At 66.8% G+C, this 23383-nt stretch carries 24 protein-coding genes; 12 read left to right on the forward strand and 12 right to left on the reverse strand.

The genetic code is table 11. The features are described from left to right. Positions 1-126: 126 nt before the first annotated feature. The 7 genes from ACM1PE_RS06005 to ACM1PE_RS06035 all read right to left on the reverse strand — a co-directional run bounded on the left by ACM1PE_RS06005 (position 127) and on the right by ACM1PE_RS06035 (position 5417). Positions 127-741: a Maf family protein gene (locus tag ACM1PE_RS06005; protein WP_419342682.1), complete on the reverse strand. Its 615-nt coding sequence runs from the start codon at positions 739-741 to the stop codon at positions 127-129. A 35-nt stretch (positions 742-776) separates the two neighbouring features. Then, positions 777-1247, reverse strand: coding sequence for a 23S rRNA (pseudouridine(1915)-N(3))-methyltransferase RlmH (gene rlmH, locus ACM1PE_RS06010; RefSeq protein ID WP_059378867.1), 471 nt, complete (start codon positions 1245-1247; stop codon positions 777-779). Positions 1248-1254: 7 nt separating this feature from the next. Next, positions 1255-1656 carry a ribosome silencing factor gene (gene rsfS, locus ACM1PE_RS06015; protein WP_013392761.1) on the reverse strand — a complete coding sequence of 134 codons (402 nt, stop codon included), beginning with the start codon at positions 1654-1656 and terminating at the stop codon, positions 1255-1257. Positions 1657-1731: 75 nt separating this feature from the next. Then, positions 1732-2319 carry a nicotinate (nicotinamide) nucleotide adenylyltransferase gene (gene nadD, locus ACM1PE_RS06020; protein WP_059378868.1) on the reverse strand — a complete coding sequence of 196 codons (588 nt, stop codon included), beginning with the start codon at positions 2317-2319 and terminating at the stop codon, positions 1732-1734. Next, positions 2316-3227: an oxygen-dependent coproporphyrinogen oxidase gene (gene hemF / locus ACM1PE_RS06025; protein WP_059378870.1), complete on the reverse strand. Its 912-nt coding sequence runs from the start codon at positions 3225-3227 to the stop codon at positions 2316-2318. Before hemF ends, nadD begins: the two co-directional genes overlap by 4 nt. A 12-nt stretch (positions 3228-3239) precedes the next feature. Then, entirely contained in the window at positions 3240-4547 is a 1308-nt protein-coding gene (gene purD, locus ACM1PE_RS06030) for a phosphoribosylamine--glycine ligase (protein WP_419342683.1), read from the reverse strand. A gap of 138 nt (positions 4548-4685) precedes the next feature. Further along, a complete protein-coding gene (locus ACM1PE_RS06035; protein ID WP_059378872.1) occupies positions 4686-5417 on the reverse strand; it encodes a YebC/PmpR family DNA-binding transcriptional regulator in 732 nt (243 codons plus the stop codon). A gap of 161 nt (positions 5418-5578) precedes the next feature. On the opposite strand from ACM1PE_RS06035, the gene ACM1PE_RS06040 reads away from it, so the two are divergent. From ACM1PE_RS06040 to ACM1PE_RS06050, 3 genes are all read left to right on the forward strand, one after another. Continuing rightward, positions 5579-7105 (forward strand): helicase HerA-like C-terminal domain-containing protein, encoded by a 1527-nt coding sequence (locus ACM1PE_RS06040; RefSeq protein WP_059379031.1) that lies wholly within the window; start codon positions 5579-5581, stop codon positions 7103-7105. A gap of 152 nt (positions 7106-7257) precedes the next feature. Further along, positions 7258-8325 (forward strand): tartrate dehydrogenase, encoded by a 1068-nt coding sequence (locus ACM1PE_RS06045; protein ID WP_059379033.1) that lies wholly within the window; start codon positions 7258-7260, stop codon positions 8323-8325. 33 nt (positions 8326-8358) lie between these two features. Next, positions 8359-9318: a hypothetical protein gene (locus tag ACM1PE_RS06050; RefSeq protein ID WP_059378873.1), complete on the forward strand. Its 960-nt coding sequence runs from the start codon at positions 8359-8361 to the stop codon at positions 9316-9318. 55 nt (positions 9319-9373) lie between these two features. Here ACM1PE_RS06050 and ACM1PE_RS06055 read toward each other — a convergent pair whose 3' ends face one another. The 5 genes from ACM1PE_RS06055 to ACM1PE_RS06075 all read right to left on the reverse strand — a co-directional run bounded on the left by ACM1PE_RS06055 (position 9374) and on the right by ACM1PE_RS06075 (position 15136). Then, a complete protein-coding gene (locus ACM1PE_RS06055; RefSeq protein WP_118933613.1) occupies positions 9374-10972 on the reverse strand; it encodes a DHA2 family efflux MFS transporter permease subunit in 1599 nt (532 codons plus the stop codon). Further along, complete coding sequence (locus ACM1PE_RS06060) at positions 10969-12162, reverse strand: efflux RND transporter periplasmic adaptor subunit (RefSeq protein WP_118933612.1); 1194 nt, start codon at positions 12160-12162, stop codon at positions 10969-10971. Before ACM1PE_RS06060 ends, ACM1PE_RS06055 begins: the two co-directional genes overlap by 4 nt. Positions 12163-12184: 22 nt before the next feature. Further along, a complete protein-coding gene (locus tag ACM1PE_RS06065) occupies positions 12185-13606 on the reverse strand; it encodes an efflux transporter outer membrane subunit (protein ID WP_059378877.1) in 1422 nt (473 codons plus the stop codon). Positions 13607-13702: 96 nt separating this feature from the next. After that, complete coding sequence (locus ACM1PE_RS06070) at positions 13703-14209, reverse strand: MarR family transcriptional regulator (protein ID WP_059378879.1); 507 nt, start codon at positions 14207-14209, stop codon at positions 13703-13705. Positions 14210-14242: 33 nt separating this feature from the next. Further along, entirely contained in the window at positions 14243-15136 is an 894-nt protein-coding gene (locus ACM1PE_RS06075; protein WP_059378881.1) for a DMT family transporter, read from the reverse strand. Between the two features lie 76 nt (positions 15137-15212). Between ACM1PE_RS06075 and ACM1PE_RS06080 the strand changes: the two genes are divergently transcribed. From ACM1PE_RS06080 to ACM1PE_RS06120, 9 genes are all read left to right on the forward strand, one after another. Continuing rightward, positions 15213-16190 carry a DMT family transporter gene (locus ACM1PE_RS06080; RefSeq protein WP_419342684.1) on the forward strand — a complete coding sequence of 326 codons (978 nt, stop codon included), beginning with the start codon at positions 15213-15215 and terminating at the stop codon, positions 16188-16190. Between the two features lie 71 nt (positions 16191-16261). After that, positions 16262-17251, forward strand: coding sequence for a quinone oxidoreductase family protein (locus ACM1PE_RS06085; RefSeq protein ID WP_059378888.1), 990 nt, complete (start codon positions 16262-16264; stop codon positions 17249-17251). Positions 17252-17432: 181 nt separating this feature from the next. Beyond that, a complete protein-coding gene (gene styD, locus ACM1PE_RS06090) occupies positions 17433-18944 on the forward strand; it encodes a phenylacetaldehyde dehydrogenase StyD (RefSeq protein ID WP_059378890.1) in 1512 nt (503 codons plus the stop codon). Between the two features lie 68 nt (positions 18945-19012). Next, entirely contained in the window at positions 19013-19891 is an 879-nt protein-coding gene (locus ACM1PE_RS06095; protein ID WP_059378892.1) for a transporter, read from the forward strand. Positions 19892-19923: 32 nt separating this feature from the next. Continuing rightward, entirely contained in the window at positions 19924-21114 is a 1191-nt protein-coding gene (locus tag ACM1PE_RS06100; protein WP_251877076.1) for an amine dehydrogenase large subunit, read from the forward strand. Then, the gene (locus ACM1PE_RS06105) at positions 21111-21668 is read left to right on the forward strand and encodes a MauE/DoxX family redox-associated membrane protein (protein WP_280016801.1); all 558 of its coding nucleotides are present in this window, start codon (positions 21111-21113) and stop codon (positions 21666-21668) included. Before ACM1PE_RS06100 ends, ACM1PE_RS06105 begins: the two co-directional genes overlap by 4 nt. A gap of 11 nt (positions 21669-21679) precedes the next feature. Then, complete coding sequence (gene mauD / locus ACM1PE_RS06110; protein ID WP_059378898.1) at positions 21680-22318, forward strand: methylamine dehydrogenase accessory protein MauD; 639 nt, start codon at positions 21680-21682, stop codon at positions 22316-22318. Continuing rightward, a complete protein-coding gene (locus ACM1PE_RS06115; protein WP_419342685.1) occupies positions 22302-22823 on the forward strand; it encodes a methylamine dehydrogenase light chain in 522 nt (173 codons plus the stop codon). Before mauD ends, ACM1PE_RS06115 begins: the two co-directional genes overlap by 17 nt. Positions 22824-22861: 38 nt before the next feature. Next, positions 22862-23344, forward strand: coding sequence for a c-type cytochrome (locus tag ACM1PE_RS06120; RefSeq protein ID WP_419342686.1), 483 nt, complete (start codon positions 22862-22864; stop codon positions 23342-23344). Positions 23345-23383: the final 39 nt, after the last annotated feature.

The raw sequence follows: 23383 nt of genomic DNA on the forward strand, positions 1-23383 counted from the left end.
TGTAGATCCGCAGTCGCCTGCGCGCGGCCGCGTCTGTTGATGCGGCGATGCTGCCCGGCGGTAAAAAGAAAATCCCCCGGACCGTGACGGTCTCGGGGGATTTTTTCCGGCAGGACGCCGCAGCTTTCAGGGCACCTGTATACCTGCCGCGCGCAACAGGTTCGCGGTTTCGAACAAGGGCAGGCCCATCACGCCGGTGTAGCTGCCGGCGATATGTGAAATGAACGTGCCTGCCAGGCCCTGGATGCCATAGGCGCCGGCCTTGCCGTAGGGTTCGCCGCTGTCGCAGTAGCGGCCGATTTCCTCATCCGTCAGCGCGCGCATGCGGACTTCGGTGATGGACACGGCCTCCAGCAACTGGTTTCCAGTCCAGACGGCGACAGCGGTATGCACTTCGTGGGTGGAGCCGGACAGGGCCCGCAAAATGCGCATGGCGTCGTCGCGGTCGGCCGGCTTGCCCAGTACCGCGCCCGCCAGGATGACGGTGGTGTCGGCGGCCAGCAGCGGCAGTTGCGGCAGGTCCTGGCTGAGCATCCAATCGCGTCCGCGCAAGGCCTTGTCGCGCGCAGTGCGTTGGACGTAGTTGGCGGCGCTTTCGCCAGGGTGCTGGGGTTCGTCCTCGCCCGGCGGGGCGGGTACGAGCAGGACTTCGTGGGCCAGGCCGACCTGGGTCAGCAGCTCGCGCCGCCGGGGACTGGCGGAGGCAAGGTAGAGGCGCGCGGAGGTTGGGGTGTCGGTCATGCGTCAGCGGGATGGGCGCCGGCCCGGCCAGAGGGTCAGGCGCGGTGGTAGGGATGGTTCGTCATGATGGCCCAGGCCCGGTAGAGCTGTTCGGCCAGCACCACGCGCACCATGGGGTGCGGCAGCGTCAGCGAGGACAGGCGCAATTGGCCGGAACAGGATGCCTTCAGGTCGGCATCCAGCCCGTCCGGGCCGCCGACGAGAAAAGCGACATCCTGGCCGCCTGCGCGCCATTGTTCCAGCTTTTGCGACAACGCCATGGTGGTGAGGTCGCGTCCGCGTTCGTCCAGCGCCAGGCGCAACGCACTGGCGGGCAGGGCGGCTTCGATCCGCTTGGCTTCCGCCGCCATCATCTGGGCAGGGGTTTTACCGGTGGTGCGGGGTTCGGGTTTGATTTCGCGCAGTTCCAGCGCGCAGTCGGCCGGCAGGCGCTTGGCGTAGTCGTCCCAGGCGGTTTGCACCCAGTCCGGCATGCGTGTGCCCACGGCCACGACGATCAGCTTCACGGCGCGCTCAGTACTCGGCGTCGTGCGCGCCGTCGTTGGCGACCGGCGCGGGGCGGGTGGACTCGGGCAGGAGCTTCACGCGCACCGGCTTGCCGCCCCAGATTTCTTCCAGGTTGTAGTACTGGCGGATGGCGGGTTGCATGATGTGCACGACTACGTCGCCCAGGTCGACCACGACCCATTCGCCGGTGTCTTCGCCTTCGATGGTGATGCCGGAGAGGTCGAGCGCGCGGCCGCGGTCCGCGACGCTGGAAGCGAGGGCGCGGGTCTGGCGGTTGGAGGTGGCGCTTGCAATCACGACGCGATCGAACAGGCTGGTCAGATGCGTGGTGTTGTAGACCTTGATGTCTTGCGCCTTGACGTCTTCGAGGGCGTCGATGACGGCGCGTTGGAGTTTTTGTATATCCATAGTCAGTAAATATAACCCGCGGGCGGACAGCGGATGCTGGCCCCGTGGCGCTTTCAGCGCACCGCGGGTGTAGGTTTATCGGTAAAGATGGTGCGCCGCAATATACGCGGCCACCGGTGCGGCAAGCAGGCCCTCGGTCGATTCGCCTTGCGCCAGGCGCTGGCGGATCTGCGAGGCCGAAACCGGCATGGGAGCAAAAGGCAGCTCCTGTAGTTCGCGACCCTGGTGGCGCAGGTGTTCGGCCAGCGCCGGCGGGGCGGTGAGCGCCGTGCCCGGGCGGGTGGCGACGGCCAGGTCCACCAGGCTGGCGATGTCCTGCCAGTCGCGCCAAGTGCAGAAATTCGCCAACTGGTCGGTACCCAGCAACCAGACATAGCGCGCGTCCTGGGGGAGGGCGCGCAGCGTGTCTATGGTGTAGGTCGCGCCGCCGCGTTCGATTTCAATGGGATTGACGATCAGGTGCGCATGGCCGGCGATGGCCAGTTGGAGCATGTCGCGGCGTTGTTCGGCCGTGGCGTGCAACGCCGCACGCTGCCAGGGATTGGCCGCGGGGATGAGCTGCACCTCGGCCAGGCCCAGCGTCTGCAAGGCATTTTGCGCCAGGGCGATGTGCGCGACGTGGACGGGGTCGAAACTGCCACCCAGCAGGCCGATGCGCTTCAAACCCAGTCCCGCGGTTTGAGGTAGGCGGCCAATTCGGCCTCGGGCGTGCCCGCTTCGGGCTGCCAGTCGTAGCGCCACTGCGCCAGCGGCGGCATGGACAGCAGGATCGACTCGGTGCGTCCGCCGGACTGCAGGCCGAACAGCGTGCCGCGGTCGAAGACCAGGTTGAACTCCACATAGCGTCCACGGCGGTAGGCCTGGAAATCGCGCTCGCGTTCGCCGTAGGATTGGTCGCGGCGGCGTTCCACGATCGGCATGTACGCCGGCAGGAAGGCGTCGCCCACCGAACGGGTCAGCGCGAACGAGGCGTCAAAGCCGGGAGCGTTCAGGTCGTCGTAGAAGATGCCGCCCACGCCGCGCGTTTCATTGCGGTGCTTGAGGAAGAAATACTCGTCGCACCAGCGCTTGTAGCGCGGGTAGTAGTCGGCGCCATGGCCAGCCAGCGCATCGCGGCAGGTGGCGTGGAAATGGCGGGCGTCTTCCTCGTAGGGATAGTAGGGCGTCAGGTCGATGCCGCCGCCGAACCAGAAGACGTCGGCCTCGTCGTGGCCAGGCCGCGCGGCGGCCAGGAACATGCGCACGTTCATGTGCGTGGTGGGCACATAGGGATTGCGCGGATGCAGCACCATGGACACGCCCATGGCTTCCCAGGAACGGCCGGCCAGTTCCGGGCGGTGCGCGCTGGCCGAGGGCGGCAGCTTGCTGCCCTGGACGTGGCTGAACAGCACGCCGGCCCGTTCGAACAGCGAGCCGCCTTCCAGCAGGCGCGACAGCCCGCCGCCGCCCTCGGGGCGGACCCATTCGTCGGTACGGAAGGCTGCGCCCTCGGCGGCTTCCAGGGCGCCGACGATGCGGGCCTGCAAGCCGGTGAGGTAGTCCCGGACGGAAGAGACGGGCAAGGCGTTCATTGACGGTTCCGGCTAGACGTTGGGCTTGGACTTCTGCTGCGAGGGCTTGAGCGCTCGCCAGCCGATGTCGCTGCGGTACTGGCGGCCGTCGAAGTGGATGCCGTCGATCGCTTCGTAGACGCGGTCGCGGGCCATCTTGACGGAGTCGCCCAGCGCCGTGACGCACAGCACGCGGCCGCCGGTGGTCTTGACTTCGTCGCCGTCGAGCTTGGTGGCGGCGTGGAACACCATGCAGTCTTCGGCGTCGGCGGGCAGGCCGCGGATGACATCGCCGGTGCGCGGCGTGTTGGGGTAGTTGTGCGCGGCCAGCACGGCGCCCAGGGCGGTACGGCGGTCCCAGGTGATGTCGGCCTGGTCGAGCGTGCCGTCGACGGCATGCTCCAGGGCGTCCAGCAGGTCGCTCTTGACGCGCATCATGATGGGCTGCGTTTCAGGATCGCCCATGCGGCAGTTGAATTCCAGGGTCTTGATCTCGCGGTCGGGGTCGTCGCCCGGGGCGATCATCAGGCCGGCGTACAGGAAGCCCGTGTACGGGATGCCGTCGCGCGTCATGCCCTGCACGGTCGGCAGGATGATTTCGCGCATGATGCGGTGGTGCAGTTCCGGGGTGACGATGGGCGCGGGCGAATACGCGCCCATGCCGCCGGTGTTGGGGCCCTGGTCGCCGTCCTGCAGGCGCTTGTGGTCCTGGCTGGTGGCCAGGGCCAGCACGTTGCGGCCGTCGCACATGACGATGAAGCTGGCTTCTTCGCCCACCAGGCATTCCTCGATGACGACGCGCGCGCCGGCGGCGCCCATGGAGCCGTCGCCCAGCATGGCGTCCACGGCGGCATGCGCTTCTTCCAGCGTGGCGGCGACCACGACGCCCTTGCCCGCGGCCAGGCCGTCGGCCTTGATCACGATGGGAGCGCCTTCCTGGTCGATGTAGGCATGCGCCTTGGCCGGATCGGTGAAGGTTTCGTAGCGGGCGGTCGGGATGTTGTGCCGGACCATGAAGGCCTTGGCGTAGTCCTTCGAGCTTTCCAGCTGAGCGGCGGCCTTGGTGGGGCCGAAGATCTTCAGGCCGCGGGCGCGGAACACGTCGACGACGCCGGCGGCCAGGGGGGCTTCAGGGCCGACGACGGTCAGGGCGACGCCTTCGCGTTGCACGAAATCAGCCAATTCCTCGGCATTGGTGAACGGGACGTTCTCGATCTGTTCGGCGCGTTGCGTGCCGCCGTTGCCGGGAGCGACGTATACCTTGTGGACGCGCGGGGAGCGGGCCAGCCGCCAGGCGAGGGCGTGTTCTCGGCCGCCAGAGCCAATTACCAGGAGTTTCATGTTGCGTGGTTCTTAAGGTTGCCAGTCGAGCGCCGCAAGGCGCCAGCCCGTGGAGTAGGCCAGGATCCAGGCGGACCCGGATCCGGTGACAGCGTGGCGCCGGACAGGCAAGGCCCGCCCGGCGCCAGGGTAATGGGTTTACTGCGCTTCGTCGAAAACGACGTTCGTATAGACTTCCTGCACGTCGTCCAGGCCTTCCAGGGCGTCGAGCAGTTTTTGCATCTTGATGGCGTCTTCTCCGGCGAGTTCGGTCTCGTTCAGGGCCTTCATGACGATGCCGTCCACTTCGGCCTTCAGGCCGGCGGCGTCGAAGGCGCCGCGCACGGCGGCGTAGTCAGCCGGGGCGCAGACCACTTCGATCACGCCTTCCTCGTCGGTCGTCACGTCTTCGGCGCCGGCTTCGAGGGCGGCTTCCATGACCTTGTCTTCCGAGGTTCCGGGGGCGAACACGAATTGGCCGCAATGCTTGAACATGAAGGCGACCGAGCCTTCCTGGCCCAGGTTGCCGCCGTTCTTGGCGAAGGCGTGGCGCACTTCGGCGACGGTGCGGGTGCGGTTGTCGGTCATGCAGTCGACGATCACGGCTGCGCCGCCGATGCCGTAGCCTTCGTAGCGGACTTCTTCGTAGGCCTCGCCGTCGGCGCCGCCCGCGCCGCGCTGGATGGCGCGCTGGATGTTGTCCTTGGGCATGTTGGCGTCGGTGGCCTTGTCCCAGGCCATGCGCAGACGCGGGTTGCTGTCCGGGTCAGGGCCGCCGGCACGCGCCGCCACGGTGATTTCACGAATGATCTTGGTCCAGAGCTTTCCGCGCTTGGCGTCTTGGCGCCCTTTGCGGTGCTGAATATTGGCCCATTTGCTGTGTCCGGCCATGGCTTCCCAGGGTAATTTGTCTGCAAAAATGGCATTTTACCGTGCCAGCGCCCGGCGCGCCCGGGGGCGGACCGCATGTGTCCATATTGCCACGCGCACAAGCGGCGCAGCAGGCTCTACACTTGGGCATCCATCTGATTCCCTGGTCCGGAGAGCTGCACATGCCCAACCCCATCGTCATCGCCAAGAATGCACAGACCGAATTGGCGCTGCTGCCCGCCCTGGCGAACCGCCACGGCTGCATCACGGGGGCCACGGGCACCGGCAAGACCGTCACCCTGCAGGTTCTGGCGGAATCCTTCTCGCGTATCGGTACGCCGGTGTTCATGGCCGACGTCAAGGGCGACCTGACCGGCATTTCCCAGGCCGGCGCGGCGACTCCCAAGCTGCTGGAACGCCTGAAGAACCTGGGCCTGAGCGAACCGGCCTGGGCGGCCAGCCCCGTCACCTTGTGGGACGTGTTCGGCGAGCAGGGGCTGCCGGTGCGGGCCACCGTGTCGGACATGGGGCCGCTGCTGCTGTCCCGCATCCTGGAATTGAACGATACGCAGGAAGGCGTGCTGACGCTGGTCTTCAAGGTTGCGGATGACGAAGGCCAGTTGCTGCTGGACCTGAAGGACCTGCGCGCCATGCTGCAGAACGTCGCCGACCGCGCTTCGGAACTGAAGACGCGTTACGGTAATGTGTCTTCCGCCAGCATCGGCGCGATCCAGCGCGGCTTGCTGGCCCTGGAATCGCAGGGCGCGGAGAAATTCTTCGGCGAACCCATGCTGGACGTGGCCGACCTGATGCGCACGGACGCGCAGGGGCGCGGCATGGTCAACGTGCTGGCCGCGGACAAGCTGATGCAGGCGCCGCGCCTGTATGCCATCTTCCTGTTGTGGCTGCTGGCGGACTTGTACGAGAAGCTGCCCGAAGTCGGCGACATGGACCAGCCCAAGCTGGTGTTTTTCTTCGACGAAGCCCACCTGCTGTTCAATGACGCGCCCGCCGCGCTGCTGAACAAGATCGAGCAGGTGGTGCGCCTGGTCCGCTCCAAGGGAGTGGGCGTCTATTTCGTGACGCAGAATCCGCTGGACATCCCCGACACCGTGCTGGGGCAATTGGGCAACCGCGTCCAGCACGCCTTGCGGGCGTTCACGCCGCGTGACCAGAAGGCGGTGAAGACGGCGGCCCAGACGATGCGGCCCAATCCGGGGCTGGACATCGAGGCCGCCATCACCGAGCTGGGCGTGGGCGAGGCGCTGATTTCCTTGCTGGACCCCAAGGGGCGGCCGATGCCGACCGAACGCGCCTACATCGTGCCGCCGGCCAGCCGGATCGGCCCGGCGACCGACGCGGAGCGGCAAGCGCTGCGCCAGGGCAGCCCGCTGGCGTCGAAGTACGAGAAATCGATAGACCGCGAGTCCGCCTATGAAGTGCTGGCCGGGCGCGCGGCCAAGCCGGCGGACCAGGCCGGCGCGGCCAGGAACGGTTCCGCGCAGCCCGAAGGCAAGGGCGCCGCGGAAGAATCGGGCGGCGGTCTGATGGACAGTTTGAACGAGGTTCTGTTCGGGTCGACGGGCCCGCGCGGCGGCAAGCGCGACGGTGTGGTGCAGACCATGGCCAAGAGCACGGTCCGGTCGATCGCGCGTGAATTGACCCGGGGCATCTTGGGTTCCTTGCTGGGCTCGAAAGGCCGGCGTTGAATCCCTCGTCCGGCGAGCCTGCCGGACGTCGTTGGTACGCCCGATTTGGGGCCGTATCGAGTAACATTCCCGTGCAATGACAAGGAGGTCGCGCGTGGCCGCTCAGACCCGTGGCACGCGCGATGCATCCAAAGAAAACAAAGGAAGACGTGGTGGCAAAGAAACACAAGATAGCGGTGATTCCCGGAGACGGCATCGGCAAGGAAGTCGTGCCCGAAGGCTTGAAAGTGCTGGATGCGGTCGCAACGCGATTTGGCATCGATTTTCAGTGGGACCATTTCGACTGGAGCTGCGACTACTACGCCAAGCACGGCAAGATGATGCCGGACGACTGGCAGGCGCAGATCGGCCAGCATGAAGCGATTTTCTTCGGCTCGATAGGCTGGCCCGCCACGGTGCCTGACCACGAAGCGCTGTGGGGCTCGCTGTTCAAGTTCCGCCGCGAGTTCGACCAGTACATCAACCTGCGCCCGGTGCGCCTGATGCCCGGCGTGCCTTCGCCGCTGAAGGACCGCCAGCCCGGCGAGATCGACTTCTTCATCGTGCGCGAGAACACGGAAGGCGAATACTCCAACAGCGGCGGCCGCCTGTTCGCGGGCACCGAGCGTGAAGTGGTCATTCAGGAAAGCGTCTTCACGCGCATCGGCGCCGATCGCGTGCTCAAGTTCGCTTTTGAACTGGCCCAGAAGCGCGGCAAGCACCTGACCGCGGCTACCAAGTCCAACGGCATTTCCATTTCGATGCCCTGGTGGGACGAGCGCGTGGCCGAGATGGGCGAAAAGTACCCGGACGTGCGCTGGGACAAGTACCACATCGACATCCTGTGCGCGCATTTCGTGCAGCATCCCGATTGGTTTGACGTGGTGGTGGCTTCCAACTTGTTTGGCGACATCCTGTCCGACCTGGGGCCGGCCTGCACGGGCACCATCGGCATCGCGCCTTCGGCCAACCTGAACCCTGAACGCAAGTTCCCGTCCCTGTTCGAACCGGTGCACGGTTCGGCGCCGGACATCTACGGCAAGGGCATCGCCAACCCGATCGGCCAGATCTGGAGCGGCGCGCTGATGCTGGATTTCCTGGGTTATCCAGACGCGTCGGCGGCGGTCGTCAAGGCCATCGAGACCGTCCTGGCGGAAGGTCCGCGCACCCGGGACATGAAAGGCACCGCCTCCACAGCCGACGTCGGCAGCGCGATTGCCGCGCTGGTCGCGGCGGGCTGAGGCAAGCCGCTGGCTAGGCTCACAGACTAGTCCATGGACGATTCCGTTTTTTCCCCTTCCTCCGCCCCCGTGGGCGGTGGAAGGGCCGACCGGTTTGCGCGCAAGCTGTTCCGCGTACTCCGGTCGCGCACGCAGCGGCACAATCAACATCTGTGGCCGTTCGTGCGCATCTGGAGGGATCGATCGGGCGTCATTTGCGGCTTTCGCGCCTTTGGCCGGTCGCAGCCAGTCACGCCGCTAGCCCAAGGCTACGATGCTGCCGACGAGGAAATTCATCTGATCCTGAGCGGACCGTCGGTTACTCAGATACCCTACGACCGGCTGAATATCCGTACGGCGATGGGCGTGAACGGCGCCATCATGCTGGCGCGCAAGTTCGATCTGCCGTTCAAGTATTACTGCATCATCGACCAGAACTTCGTGCGCCAGCGTATCGATCTGGTGCGCGAGATCGTGTCGCGCGACCTGACCCTGTACGTCTTGCCCGAGGTCCTGCGCTACATCATGCAGGGGCTGCCGCAGGAGTCGATCCGCTGCCGCATCTGCATCATCGAACTGATCGCCGAACGCGCCTACCAACGCATTTCCGCGCCGGCCGTGCTGCAGCGCATGGCGGCAGCCTCGCCCGACGTGCAACTGCTGGACGCGAAAAGGGGCATGGGATTCAGCTTCAATGTGGAACTGGGCGTGTTCGACGCCGATACCGTGGCCTATGCCGCCTTGCAGGTGCTGGTATCCAGCGGCGCACGCAAGGTCTACACGCATGGGCTGGATCTGACGCTGCAGAACGGCTTGCGCTTCTACAATGAAGGGCAGACGCCGCAGTCCAGCAGGCTGGCGCGCAAGTTCGCGCAACTTATCGAGCCATCGTTCCGCTTCGCGGCAGCGCAATGGCGCGCGCGCGGCATCTCGGTGTTCAACCTGTCGCCCATCAGCGCCTTGCCGGCCGACGTCATCGAGCGCGCCGACTGGCAGGTCTTGTTGAAGGAATAGGGGAAGGTATCGCCTGGTCCTGGACGCAACGCGATCCGGGACCAGGCGCTGCGCCCTAGTGGGCGCCTGCGGCCGCTTCGGCCGCGCCGCCGCCGCCCGCCTTGGCCGACCGGGGACGGGCGAACCACACCAGGCCGGTCAGGGCCAGGAAGATGATCGCGGAGGCATAGAACACGTCCACCGCTGACATGGTGAAGGCTTGCGCATTGATCAGTCCGTCCACCATCGTCAGCGCTTGCTGATGCGTCACGCCCAGCCCGTTCTGCAGCGTCGCCATGGTCTGGTCAAACGCCTGCTGGCCGGGCTTGGCGACTTCGGTGAGCTGCGCGTGATGCATGGTTGCGCGGTTTTCCCACAGCGTGGTGGCGATGGATGTGCCGAACGCGCCCGCGGTCAGGCGCAGGAAGTTCGACAGGCCCGAGGCCGCGGGGATGCGCCACGGCTCGATGCTGGACAGCGTGATCGAGGTAAGCGGCACGAAGAACGTCGCCATGGCCGCGCCCTGGATGATGGTCGGCACCATCAGCGTGCGGACATCGGTCTGGGTGTTGAATCCGGAACGCATGAAGCACACCAGCGCGAAGATCAGGAACGCCACCGTCGCGATTTGCCGCGGATCGCGCGTGGCCAGCATCTTGCCGACGATGGGCGTCAGCAGGATCGCCAGCAGGCCCACCGGCGCGGTCACCAACCCCGCGTAAGTCGCGGTGTAGCCCATGTTGCTTTGCAGCCAGAGCGGCAGCAGCACCACGTTGCCGAAGAAGACGCCGTAGGCCACCGCCAGCGTCAGCGCGCCGACCGTGAAATTGCGGATCTTGAACAGGCGCAGATCCACCACGGGGTGGGCGTCGGTCAGTTCCCAGATCAGGAAGAAGACGAAGGCGACGAAGGCGGTCGCGGCCAGCGCGATGATGGTGCCGCTGGCGAACCAGTCCAGCTCCTTGCCCTTGTCCAGCATGATCTGCAGCGCGCCTACCCACAACACCAGCAGCGCCAGGCCGACCTTGTCGATCGGCAGCTTGCGCGTGACCGATTCGCGGTCGCCATAGATGCGCCAGCTGATCCAGGCGGCCAGCAGGCCCACCGGCACGTTGATGTAGAAGATCCACGGCCAGGTGTAGTTGTCGGAGATCCAGCCGCCCAGCAGCGGCCCGGCGACGGGCGCGACCAGCGTGGTCATGGACCAGACCGCCAGCGCCATGCCCGCCTTGGACTTGGGGAAGCTCGCCAGCATCAACGCTTGCGACAGCGGAATCATGGGACCGGCGACCGCGCCTTGCAGCACGCGGAACGCGATCAGCGCTTCCAGCGAGGGCGCAAAGCCGCACAGCCACGACGCCAGCACGAACAGCAGCGTGGAAACCAGAAACAGCCGCACCTGTCCGAAGCGTTGCGTGAGCCAGCCCGTCAGCGGCACCGTGATCGCGTTGGCCACGGCAAACGAAGTGATGACCCAGGTGCCCTGGCTGGTGCTGACGCCCAGGTCGCCCGAGATGGTGGGGATGGACACATTCGCGATCGAGGTGTCCAGCACGTTCATGAACACCGCCGTGGACAGCGCGATGGACCCGATGATGCGGGTCGCGCCTTCCAGCGGCGGGTGGGAGCCTGGCGGGGGCGCCGGCGCGGCGGCAGGCTGCTTGGCGGCGCTCATGATGCGAGGTTGGCCTCGATGATCTTGCTGATCATGGCGTCGACTTCATCATGGGCCGGCTCGAAGGCGCGCGTCGACCAGGCCGGTTCCTTGCGTTCGGCCTGCGTCAGCGGTTCGCCTTCCTGCTTGCCCACGTCGACTTCCACGTCCATAGACAGACCCACGCGCAGCGGGTGCTTCTTCAGGTCCTCGGGGTCCAGCGCGATGCGCACCGGCACGCGCTGCACCACCTTGATCCAGTTGCCGGTGGCGTTCTGGGCGGGCAGCAGCGCGAAGGCGCTGCCCGTGCCGGCGTCCAGGCCCGCGATGGTGCCGTGGTAGGTGACCGCGCTGCCGTACAGGTCGGCCACCATCTTGGCCGGCTGGCCGATGCGCATCTTGCGCAGCTGGCCTTCCTTGAAGTTGGCTTCGACCCACACCTGGTCCAGCGGCACCACCGTCATCAGGGCCGAGCCGGGCGCGACGCGCTGGCCGACCTGCACACTGCGCCGGGCCACCACGCCGCCCACCGGAGCGGGCAGTACGGTGCGCGACTGCGCCAGCCAGGCGTTGCGCAGGCCGGCGGCGGCCTGCTGCACGTCGGGGTGGTTGGCGACCGTGGTGCCCTGGGTCAGGGCCTGGTTGGTGGCCAGCTTGGCGCGGGAAGCTGCCAGCGCCGCGCGCGCTTGCGCCAGGCCGGACTGGGCGGACTTCAGCGCGGCTTCGGCGTGCAGGATCTCTTCGCCGCTGACGCCGCCGGACTTGGCCAGCTGCTGGCGGCGGTTGACGTCGCTTTGCGCGCGGGTCAGCTCGGCCTGGGCGCGCAGGATGTCGGCGTTGCGCAGGTCGACGTCGGCGGCCAGGGCGTCGTTCTGGACGTAGATGGTGCGCACCTGGCGCACCGTTTGCGCCAGCTTGGCCTGGGCCTGCTGCAAGGCCACGTCGGTGTCGGCGGGATCCAGGCGCACCAGCGGCTGGCCTGCGGCCACGGTTTCGGTGTCATCGGCCTCGATGGCCACGACCGTGCCGGGCACTTGCGGCGTGATCTGCACCAGGTTGCCGTGCACGTAGGCGTCGTCGGTGCTCTCGAAGTGGGCGCCGAACAGCGCCCACCAGATGCCGTAGGCGATCGCGATGAGTATGAAGGCCCCGGTGGCCAGCAGCAGCAGGCGTTTGCGGGCGGGGTTGGCGGCGGGTGTGGCTGCGGTCATGACGTCTGAGTCCGGGGAACGTTCAATGGGTGGAGTTCGTGGCGGGGGCCGGCTCGGCCGCGGGGGCGTAGCCGCCGCCCAGCGCGTTGGCGAGACTGGCGTCCAGCTGATAGGCGCGGATACGCAGATCGGTGTCCAGCCGCGCCTGGGTCAGCACGCCGGTCTGCGCGATGAGCACGGAGATGTAGTTGCCCATGCCGGCCTTGTAGCGCTTGACGGCCAGGTCATAGGCAGCGTCGATGGCTTCGCGGGCCTGACGCTGCTGGGCCTTTTCCTGGTCCAGCAGGCGCAGACCGTCGAGCGCGTCGGCCACCTGGTGCACGGCGTCCAGCACGGTCTGGTTGTAGTCCGACACCGCGAGGTCGGCGTCGGCGCGCCGGCCCGCCAGGTTGGCGTTCAATTCGCCGCCGTGGAAGATCGGCAGCGTGACCGCCGGGCCGAAACCGGCCATGCGGGCATCCGCGCCCAGCAGGTTGCCGGTGCCCATGGCCTGGAAGCCGACGAACGCCGCCAGGTTCACATTGGGGTAGAACTCGGCGCGGGCGCTGTCGATGGCGTGGCGGGCGGCTTCGGCGCGCCATTTCGCGGCGGTGACGTCGGGGCGGTGGCCCAGCAGGTCCAGCGGCACGTTGGCGGGCACGCCGCCGGCGGGCGCCGTCAGCGCCACCGGCTGCAAGGATTGCCCGCGCTGCGGACCGGCCCCGGCCAGCGCGGCGACCTGATTGCGCAGCTGCGCCAGCGTGGTGTCGGTCTGGGTTAGTTCGACCTTGCCGGCGGCCAGCGACGATTCCGCCTGTTTGACTTCCACTTGGGTGTCCAGCCCGGCAGTGTAGCGGCCCTGGGTCAGCGACAGCACCTCGGCGCGCTGGGCCAGCACGCGGTTGAGCACGTCGCGCTGGGCGAAAGCGTTCTGCAGGTTCAGGTAGGCGCGGACCAGGGCGCCGGCCAGCAGATTGCGCGCCGCCTGCGCGTCGGCCGCGGCGGCGGCTTGCTGCGATACGGCCGCTTGCAGGCGCGAGCGGTTCTTGCCCCAGAAGTCCAGCTCATAGCTGAAGTCCAGCGCCAGGCGGTTGTCGCTCACGACCGAGCCGCCCATGGGAGCGGGGTAGATGTAATCCTTGGATAGGTGTTCGCGGGTCAGCGTGTAGTTGGCGTCCACCCGGGGCAGCAGCGGGGCGCGTGCGATGCCGACCGCGGCATTGGCCTTGGCCAGGCGGGCTTGCGCCGCGCTCATCGAGGGGTTGTTGGCCAAGCCCTCGTCCAGCAAGGCATTGAGCTGCGGATCGCCGTAGCGCTGCCACCATTGGGTTTCAGGCCAGACGGTGTCCTGGCTGGTGAGCCCCAGCTTGGCGCCGTCCAGCGCGGCCACGGGCTCGGAGCCGGATTCCATCAATGCGCAACCGCTCAGGGCCAGCACCAATACGGTAGTAAGAAGGCGTTTCATCCTGACTGTTTGCTGAAAGTAATTGATTGATCTGTATTTGCCTAGGCAATCATTATGCCAAATAAAACCCCGAAAGCCGGGGTTCGCTGGCGGCCCTTAGCGGTTTGGAGGTGCTGACGAGGCAGAGCCGTTGGCGATCATCCGGCGCAGCAGGTGCTTGAGCTGCGCGACTTCGTCGCTGGAAAACCCGCGCAGGTGGTAATTCAGTACTCGCGCAATATTGGGCGGGATCGCGCGCGCCTTGGCCTCGCCGATCTCGGTGAGTTCGATCTTGACGACCCGGCGGTCCGTCTGGCACCGGTTGCGGCGCAGCAGGCCCTTGGCTTCCAGCCGGTCCAATGCGCGGGTCATGGCGCCCGTGTCCATGCCGGTGAGCCTGGCGAGTTCCGCGGGCGTATCGGCGCGGCCCTGGAACACCAGCAGCACGGGACGCCATTGCATCGCGGTGAGCTCCAGCGGGGCCATTTCCTGGTCCAGCATCCGGTTCAGGGAATTGGAGACCAGCTTGATCAGGAAGCCGGCGTTTTCATCCATCACGCAGCTGGCGTCTGCACGGTAATGGACGGGGCCGTCGGACGAGGAAGGGGGAGGCGCAGCAGTCATATGCGCCGAATTTTACTGCCTAGTCAGTTATTGTCAAGGCTGTGTTTTCACCGCAGGGTCCGGCTGTGCGGCGGGCGCCTGCTTGCGCAGGCCCGACCAGACGATGGCGGCCACGATCAGGGCGGCGCCCGCCATCATGCGCGGCGTGGGTTCCTGGCTGAACAGCGCCCAGGCGAACGCGATCGCGTAGACGGGCTCCAGCGCGATGACCAGTCCGGCGCTGCGCGCGTTCAGCCGCGTCAGGCTGGAGACGAACAGATAGTGGGATAAGCCCGTGCAGAAGACGCCCAGCAGCGCCAGCCAGAACCAGTCCAGCGCAGGCAGCGCGGGCAACTGGGACACGGCGAAGGGCAGCATTACCAGCGCCACGATCAGGTTCTGCCAGCAGGCTACCTGCATCGGGTCCATGCCCGAGGCCGAACGGCGGTTGCTCAGCGCCAGCAGGGCGAAGCTCAGGCCCGACAACAGGCCCCAGGCCAGACCGATGGTGCCCTGGTCGGCCAGGTCGAACGCGGGGGTGACCAGAACCAGGCCTGCAGTCACCAGGCCCAGCAGCAACCATTCGGTCGGGCGGATGCGTTCCCGGAAGAGCAACCCCTCGAACAATGTGATGAAGGCGGGGAAACTGGCGAAACCCAGCGTGGCGATGGCGATGCCGCCGACTTTCACGGCGATGAAGAAGGTGACCCAGTGACCCGCAAGCAGGGCGCCGGATACCACCAGCACGAACAGCTGCGCGGGCGTCAGGGCGCCCAGCAGCGGCTTGCGGCGCATGCGCGCGAACAGCCCCAGCGCGAGCACCGCAAAGACGGCCCGGCCCAGCGTGATCACGGCGGCGCTGGCCTGGATCAATTCGCCGAACACGCCGGTCAGGCCGAAAAGCACGGCGGCAACGTGGATGTAGGTGAGGGCGCGGTGTCGGGTCATGCGTGAGGCAGGCGTATGGCGAAGAAAGCGTGGGTAAAGGCGTGCGGTGTTTTTGCACTGAACTTAAAATCATCGCATGAATCGCCTTGCCAAGCTTTCGCCGCCCTTCCGCCTTTCCAACCGCACTGCCGGCTTTTTCCTGGCAACCCTGGGCGCAGTCCTGTTCTCGGCCAAGGCCATCGTGGTGAAGTTCACCTACCGCTATGGCATCGACGCGGTCACCCTCATTGCTTTCCGCATGCTATTCGCCATGCCGTTCTTCGCGGCGGTGGCCTGGTATCAGTCGCGCCGCGCGGCGCGCGGCGAAATCCCCGTGATGACCTGGAAGGAGCGCGCGCAGGTCTGCGTGCTGGGCCTGCTGGGCTATTACCTGTCCAGCTTCCTGGACTTTCTGGGGCTGCGCTATATCACAGCCAGCCTGGAGCGCCTGATCCTGTTCCTGTCGCCCTCGCTGGTGGTGCTGTTGTCGGCGTTCTGGTTCAAACGCCCGGTCGAGCGCCGCCAGTGGATGGCCATGGCGCTGTCCTATGCCGGGGTGGTGCTGGTGTTCGCCCACGACCTGTCCTTCGGCGGTAGCGAGGTGCTGTTAGGGTCTTTGTTCGTTTTCGGGTCGGCCGCAAGCTATTCTGTGTACCTGATCTGTTCGGGGGAACTGGTCAAGCGCTTGGGCGCGACGCGCCTGGTGGCGTATGCCATGCTGGTGTCCTGCGTGGCCTGCATCATCCAGTTCTTTGCCGTGCATCCCCCGTCCATGCTGATCCAGCCTGCCGGGGTCTACGGGTATTCGGTGATCCACGCCACGCTGAATACCGTGGTGCCGGTGTTCATGCTGATGTGGGCGGTGGCGCTGATCGGCGCGCCCACCGCGTCGCTGCTGGGCATGATCGGGCCGGTATCGGTGCTGTTTCTGGCGTCGTGGTTCCTGCAAGAGCCCATCACGGTGTGGCAGATGGCGGGGACCGCGTTGGTGCTGGCAGGGGTATTCGTGCTGATGGGGGGCGGGGCCGGCAGGCTGGCGTCCGTCAGGCAGGACGAGGCCCGGCCATCGCGTTGAATCTGGTTTTTCTCGTTCAGGGGCCGCAGACAGGCTCTCGTTAGCATTTTTTCCAATGAAAGGAGGCCAGCATGGCCAGCAATCTCGTCAAGGCAATTCGTATCGAGCAGCACGGTGGTCCTGAAGTCCTGAAGCTGGTCGAGGTGGAAGTGCCTCCGCCCGCCGCCAATGAAGTCACGATCGAGCAGCACGCCGCCGGCCTGAACTTCATCGATATCTATTACCGCACGGGCTTGTATCCCCACGCGCTGCCGCATGGCCTGGGCTTCGAGGGCGCGGGCGTCGTGACCGCCGTCGGCGCCGACGTCACGCATCTGAAAAAGGGCGACCGCGTCGCCTACGGCCAGAGCCCCATCGGCGCCTACGCCAAGGCGCGCAATGTGCCGGCGGCGCAGGTCGTCAAGGTGCCCAAGGGCATCGGCTTTGACGAAGCCGCAGCCCTGATGCTCAAGGGCCTGACGGTGCAATACCTGTTCCGCCAGACCTACCGCCTGCAAGGCGGCGAGACCATCCTGTTCCACGCGGCTGCGGGCGGCGTGGGCCTGATTGCATGCCAATGGGCCAAGGCCCTGGGCGTGAAGCTGATCGGCACCGTCTCCAGCCCCGAGAAGGCCGAGCTGGCCCGCGCCAACGGCGCCTGGGAAACCATCGACTACTCGCGCGAGAACGTGGCCGAACGCGTGCTCGAGCTGACCGGCGGCAAGAAGGTGCCGGTGGTGTACGACGGCGTGGGCAAGGACACCTGGGAAACCTCGCTGGACTGCATCGAGCCGCGCGGCCTGATGGTGAGCTTCGGCAACGCGTCCGGCCCCGTGTCGGGCGTCAACCTGGCGACGCTGAACCAGAAGGGCTGCCTGTACGTGACGCGCCCGTCGCTGGGCCTGCACGTGAACACGCTGGCCAAGCTGCAGGCCGCCTCCGAGGAGCTGTTCGACCTGGTTCTGAAGAAGAAGATCAAGGTCCGCATCGACCAGCGCTACTCGCTGGAGCAGGCCGGCGAAGCCCAGACCGCGCTGGCCGCGCGCAAGACCACCGGCGCCACGGTGCTGATGCTGGACTGATCCGACGTCCGCGGTGCGCGGGCCCCAAAGGGGCGCCGCGCCAGGCCTGGCACCGCGCGGCGCGCATTGCCGGGCCTTTTTTTGCGCCGTGCGCAGAATGACAAATCGCCATGCACGGTCCGACAAGCCTTCCGGGAAGGCCGTTGCTATCCTGGCTTCAACCATTTCGTTGGAGCTTCGAATGTCTTCAGCAAGCGCAAGCGCCGCCGGCCACGCCGGATCTGACCGCCCGGAACTGGCCGCCATCCGGGAAGCCATGCTCATCGATGGCAAGCCGGTGCGCGAAGGACAAGGCGCGCCCATCGCCGTGCATGATCCGGCCACGGGCGCAGTCATCGCCCATCAGCCCGACGCCGGGCCGCGGCAGGTGGACCTGGCGGTGCAGGCCGCCAGGCGCGCCTTCGAATCCGGTCCCTGGCGCGACATGCTGCCCGCCGGGCGCGAACGCCTGTTACTGAAACTGGCCGACCTGATCGAGCAGCACGGCACCGAACTGGCCCGCCTGGAAACCCTGAACAACGGCAAGCTGCTGGGCGTGGCGCAGGGCCTGGAAGTCGGCTCGGGCGCACAGTGGCTGCGCTACATGGCGGGGTGGGCGACCAAGATCACGGGCGACACCTTGTCGCTGTCCATACCGTTTCCTCCGGGCGTGCGGTACAGCGCCTATACCTTGCCGCAGGCGGTGGGCGTGGTGGCCGCGATCATTCCGTGGAATTTTCCGCTGTTGATGGCGATCTGGAAGATCGCGCCCGCCTTGGCCGCGGGCTGCACCGTCGTGCTCAAGCCCGCCGAGGAAACGCCGCTGACGGCGCTGCGCCTGGCCGAGCTGGTGCTGGAGGCGGGCTTCCCGTCCGGCGTCGTCAACGTCGTGACCGGCCGGGGCGAGACTGCCGGCGCCGCGCTGGTCGCGCATCCTGGCGTGGACAAGATCGCGTTCACCGGTTCGACCGAAGTCGGCAAGCTGATCGGGCGCGCCGCGATGGACGACATGAAGCGGGTCTCGCTGGAGCTGGGCGGCAAGTCCCCCGTGATCGTGCTGGACGACTGCGACGTCGACCGCGCGGTGCAGGGTGCCGCCGCCGCCATTTTCTTCAACCAGGGGCAGGTCTGCACGGCGGGCTCGCGCCTGTATGTGCAGAAGGGCCTGTATCCCAAGGTCGTCCAGGGGCTGGCGGATCTGGCCGCCGGCATGAAGCTGGGTTCCGGATTCGATCCGGCCACGCAGGTCGGCCCGCTGGTGTCGGCCCGCCACCAGAAGCGCGTCATGGATTACATCGGCCTCGGACGCAGCGAAGGCGGACGGGTGCTGGCGGGCGGGGGTAGCGGCAGCGGTTCGGGCTACTTCGTGCAGCCCACCGTTTTTGCGGACGTGCCGCCGGGGGCGCGCATCGTCCGCGAGGAGATCTTCGGACCCGTGGTGGTGGCGCAGCCCTTCGACACGTTGGACGATGCGGTGCGGCTGGCCAATGACAGCGCCTACGGCCTGGGCGCCAGCCTCTGGAGCAACGATCTCTCCCGCGTGCAAAGCCTGATCCCGCGCATCGACGCCGGCACCGTCTGGGTGAACACGCACAACATGCTGGATCCCAACATGCCTTTCGGCGGATTCAAGCAGTCCGGCATCGGCCGCGAGCACGGCCGCGCCGTGCTGGAAATGTACCTGGAACGGAAGTCCGTTTGCATCGCTTACTAGAACGATGAGCGCTCGGCCCAAGCCGGGAAATACCGGTGGCCGCGCCTTCATGACACCAAGGGGAAGACATGGCAGGGACAGGTAGCCTGGCCCGCAGGCGGGCCGTGCTGTTGCTCGCGTGCGCGGCAGCGTCGCAGACGGCATGGGCGGGAGACCCCAGCGCGCGGGATTGGATACCCGCGCCGGTGGGCACCAATATCATCGCCGGGTATCTGGCGGGACTGCGATCCTCGGGCTTGTACTCCGAGGGGCAGCGGGTGGACGGCGCGTCCGTCGACGTGAATGCGCTGGTGTATCGCCAGATGCACTATCGCGACTTCTACGGCAAGACGATGCAGCTCGAATTCATCGTGCCGATGTATCGGACCTCGCTGGACCTGCCGGGCGCGCCCGGCGACCACCAGACGGGTATCGGCGACCTGACGCTCGGGTCGGCCATCTGGCTGTACAACAATGAGCAGACCAAGACCTGGTTCGCCTGGGAACCCTTTGTGGTGGCGCCGGTGGGCCGATACGACGGTTCGCGTCCCGACGTGTCTCCAGGCAAGAACCGCTGGTCCACCATCCAGGATTTCGCTTTCGTGCAGGGCTTCGGCGAATCCACCTATCTCGAAGCCATCGCCGAAGTGGAGATCTACGGCCGCAATACGGACTGGTATGGGCAGACGCTGAAGAAGGACCCCTCGTTCCGCTTCTTCGCGCTGGCCTCGACCAACCTGACGCCGGACACCTACACCGGCATCCGTTACCGCTACGAGACAGGCGGCAAGGAAACCTCGTCCGGCGAGACCGTCGCCACGCGGGCGCGCAATCATCAGCTGGCCGTCGAACTGACGCATCAGATCAACGACGCCAACCAGATTCAGATGCAGTACATCCACGACCTGAAGGTCGAGAACGGACCGCGGATGCGTGGCGTGCAGTTGCGCTACGTCTATGCGTTCTAGGAGAACCGGACCATGAGACCAGGAGAATATCGATGAACGCGCCTAGCGCCAGATCATGCGCATCGCGGGCCGGACGGTGGGCGCTGTGCGCCGCCCTGGCGGCGTCGGCGGGCCTAGCCCGGGCGGACCTGCCCGTGGAAGAGCTCAAGGGCGGCACCCGCCTGCCGCCGGCCACGCCGCACAGGCTGTACGTGATGGATGCCGTCTTCAACCACCTGGTCGACAGCCGGGTCAACATCTACGACGGCGACTCCATGAAGTTCCTGGGCATGGTGCCCGCGTCGTTCAACGGCCACATGACCGTGTCCGCGGACGGCAAGGACATCTACGTCATGACGACCTACTACGAGCGCTTGAACCGCGGCAAGCGCACCGACGTGGTGGAGGCTTGGGACGCCGAAACGCTCACGCCCAAGTACGAGGTGCCGATCCCGCAGAAGCGCGCGCAGGCGCTGAACTACCGCAACTATCTGCAGCAGAGCACGGACGGGGCGCTGCTGTTCGTGCAGAACGCCACGCCCGCGTCCTCGGTCACGGTGGTGAACCTGCAGACGCGCCAGTTCGCGGACGAGGTCACCGCGGCCGCAGGCTGCTGGAGCATCATCGTGCTGCCTTCGCGCCCGCGCAGCTTCGCCAGCATCTGCGGCGACGGCGCGCTGCTTACCGTGGACCTGGACCCGGCCGGCAAGCCAGCCGGGCAGCAGCGCAGCCAGCCCATGTTCGACCCCGAGAAGGATCCCATCTTCACGCACACCGAGAACCTGGGCGATACCTACTACTTCGTGTCCTACAACGGCAATGTCTACAGCGCCGATTTCAGCGGCAAGGAAGCCGCGTTCGGCAAGCCCTGGTCCCTGCTGGACGCTGCGGGCAAGGACCAGGGCTGGCGCCCTGGCGGCTACAACCTGCTGGCCATCAACAAGGCCGCCAAGCGGCTGTATGTGGGCATGCATCCCAACGGGGCCGAAGGTTCGCACAAGACGCCGGCCGCCGAGATCTGGGTCTACGACCTGGCCACGCACCAGCGGGTGGCGCGGGTGCCGGGCCAGAATGCCTTGTCGATGTCGGTTTCGCAGGACGACCAGCCGCGTCTGTACACGATCGACGGCGGCAACGTGAACGTCTACGACGCCGCGCCGGCCGCGCCGGTCCTCAAGGGCACGATCCAGGCGGCCGGCGAAACCGCGCTGCAGGTCGAACCGCAACCGCGAGGTGCGCGATGAACGATCCCGTGCTGCTGTATGCCGCGAGCGCGGCGCTGGCTTGCGTGCTGCTCCTGGGGGCGCTGGAAAAGCTGAAGGACATTGCAGGCTTCACCGCCATCGTGTCGGCCTACCGCATCCTGCCGGCGGGGTGGAGCGGCGCGTTCGCGTGGCTCTTCGTGCTGAGCGAAGCGCTGGCCGGCGCCTTGCTGCTGGCCCCGGCGCGACAGGCGGCGGGCGCGCAACTGGCGCTGCTGGTGTTGGCGGCTGCGACGCTGGCGCTGGCCTTCAACCTGCTGCGCGGCCATCGCGACATCGACTGCGGTTGCGGCGGTCCCGCCGCCAGCGGGCCGGGACGCGGCGCGCAACGTGGCGGGCTGTCGTGGTGGCTGGTGCTGCGCAACGCGTTGCTGGCGCTGTGGGCTGCGCCCGCGCTGATCGCCGCGGCGGGCCAATCGCGTGGCCTGCAGTGGGCCGACTCCGCCGCCGTCTTCGGCCTGGCCATGGCTGCCGTGGGCCTGTACTTCACCGCCAATCACCTGTTGGCCTCCCATCTCAAGTTGCGCAATCTCTGAAGGAAACTCACATGGATGCCTTGATCATTTCCAATTTCCTGCTGTGGGGCGTGGTGCTCTGCCTGGTGCTGGTCATCCTGGCGCTGTCGCGGCAGATCGGCGTGCTGTACGAGCGCGTGGCGCCGATGGGGGCGCTGACGATGGACAAGGGCCCTGGCGTGGGCGAGCCTGCGCCGCGCTTCGAGCTGCCGGATCTGCTGGGCCGCCGTATCGTCGTGGGCGAACGCGGCCAGCACAGCCAGCTGCTGTTCTTTCTTTCCCCGACCTGCCCGGTTTGCAAGAAGCTGCTGCCGATCCTCAAGTCGGTGGCCAGCACGGAAAGCGCCTGGCTGCGCATCGTGCTGGCCAGCGACGGCGAAATGCCCGAGCACCTGGCGTTCTACAAGCAGGCGGGCCTGGAGCGTTTCCCGTATTTGCTGTCGACCGAGCTGGGCATGAAGTTCCAGATCAGCAAGCTGCCCTATGCCGTGCTGATCGATGAAACCGGAACCCTGCGCGCCAAGGGCCTGATCAACTCGCGCGAACAGCTCGAAAGCCTGTTCACCGCGAAGGAGCTGGGCGTGGCTTCGGTGCAGGAGTTCCTGGCCGCCGGCACGCTGGAAGAAACCCGGATTTCCCGCAAGGAGAGCGGCAATGCAATGGCTGGATAAACTCGCGGAGCGCGCCGCGCGCTCGGTTGCGCACACCACTTCCCGGCGCAGCGTGCTCAACCGCATCGGCCGGGCGCTGGTCGGAACGGCATTCCTCATGCCGGTGCTGCCGGTGGCGCGGTCCGCGCCCACGGACCCCAAGAAGCCGCAGATGGACGACACGGCGTGCGACTACTGGCGCTATTGCGCGGTGGACGGCTTTCTGTGTTCATGCTGCGGGGGCAGCATGACGTCCTGCCCGCCAGGCACCTCGCCTTCGGCCGTGTCGTGGGTCGGCACCTGCCACAATCCCTTGGACGGCAAGGACTACCTGATCAGCTATAACGATTGCTGCGGCAAGGCTGCTTGCGGCAAATGCATGTGCGCGTCCGCCGAGCGCGAGCGGCCGGGCTATCAGATGTTCCTGCATAACGATGTGAACTGGTGCATGTCCAACGAGTCCTCCATCTTCCACTGCACGACTTCGGTGATCGTGGGTCTGGCCAAGCCGAAGCCAAAATCATGAGGCCGGAAAGGCGACCGCCGCGGCACGGGTGGCGCGGGTTGTGCGCCGCCGTCCTGCTTTGCGTGGGCGGGGCGGCGGCCGCAGAGCAGGCGGCCGCTGGCGGCGCCGCGGCCGACAGGCTGCGCGCGGCTGTCCGCGCCGACTACGTGCTGCAATGCGCGGGCTGCCATCGCGTGGACGGCCGCGGCAGCGGCCGCCATGGCATTCCTGATTTCCGCAATTCCGTGGGCGCGTTCGTGCATCTGCCGCAGGGCCGCGACTACCTGGTCCGCGTGCCGGGCGCCGCGCAATCGCAGCTCAGCGACGCCGAGCTCGCGGCCGTGCTGAACTGGGTGGTGCAGGAATTCAGCGCGGCGCAGTTGCCGCAGGATTTCCGGCCGTACACGGAACAGGAAGTCGCGCAGGTCCGGCCGCGCCGCTACGAGGACGTGGTGCCGGTGCGTCATGGCCTGGCTCAGGCGCTGTCGCAACTCGGTTTCCAATTGGCCGACTATTCCTATGGCAGCGACAGAAAACCTTAGAGGAACAGGCACTTAGGGGTTGTCACCGATACTCCCTGG

Source organism: Achromobacter sp. PD1 (assembly GCF_048541815.1).
Lineage (GTDB): Bacteria > Pseudomonadota > Gammaproteobacteria > Burkholderiales > Burkholderiaceae_B > Achromobacter > Achromobacter bronchisepticus_A.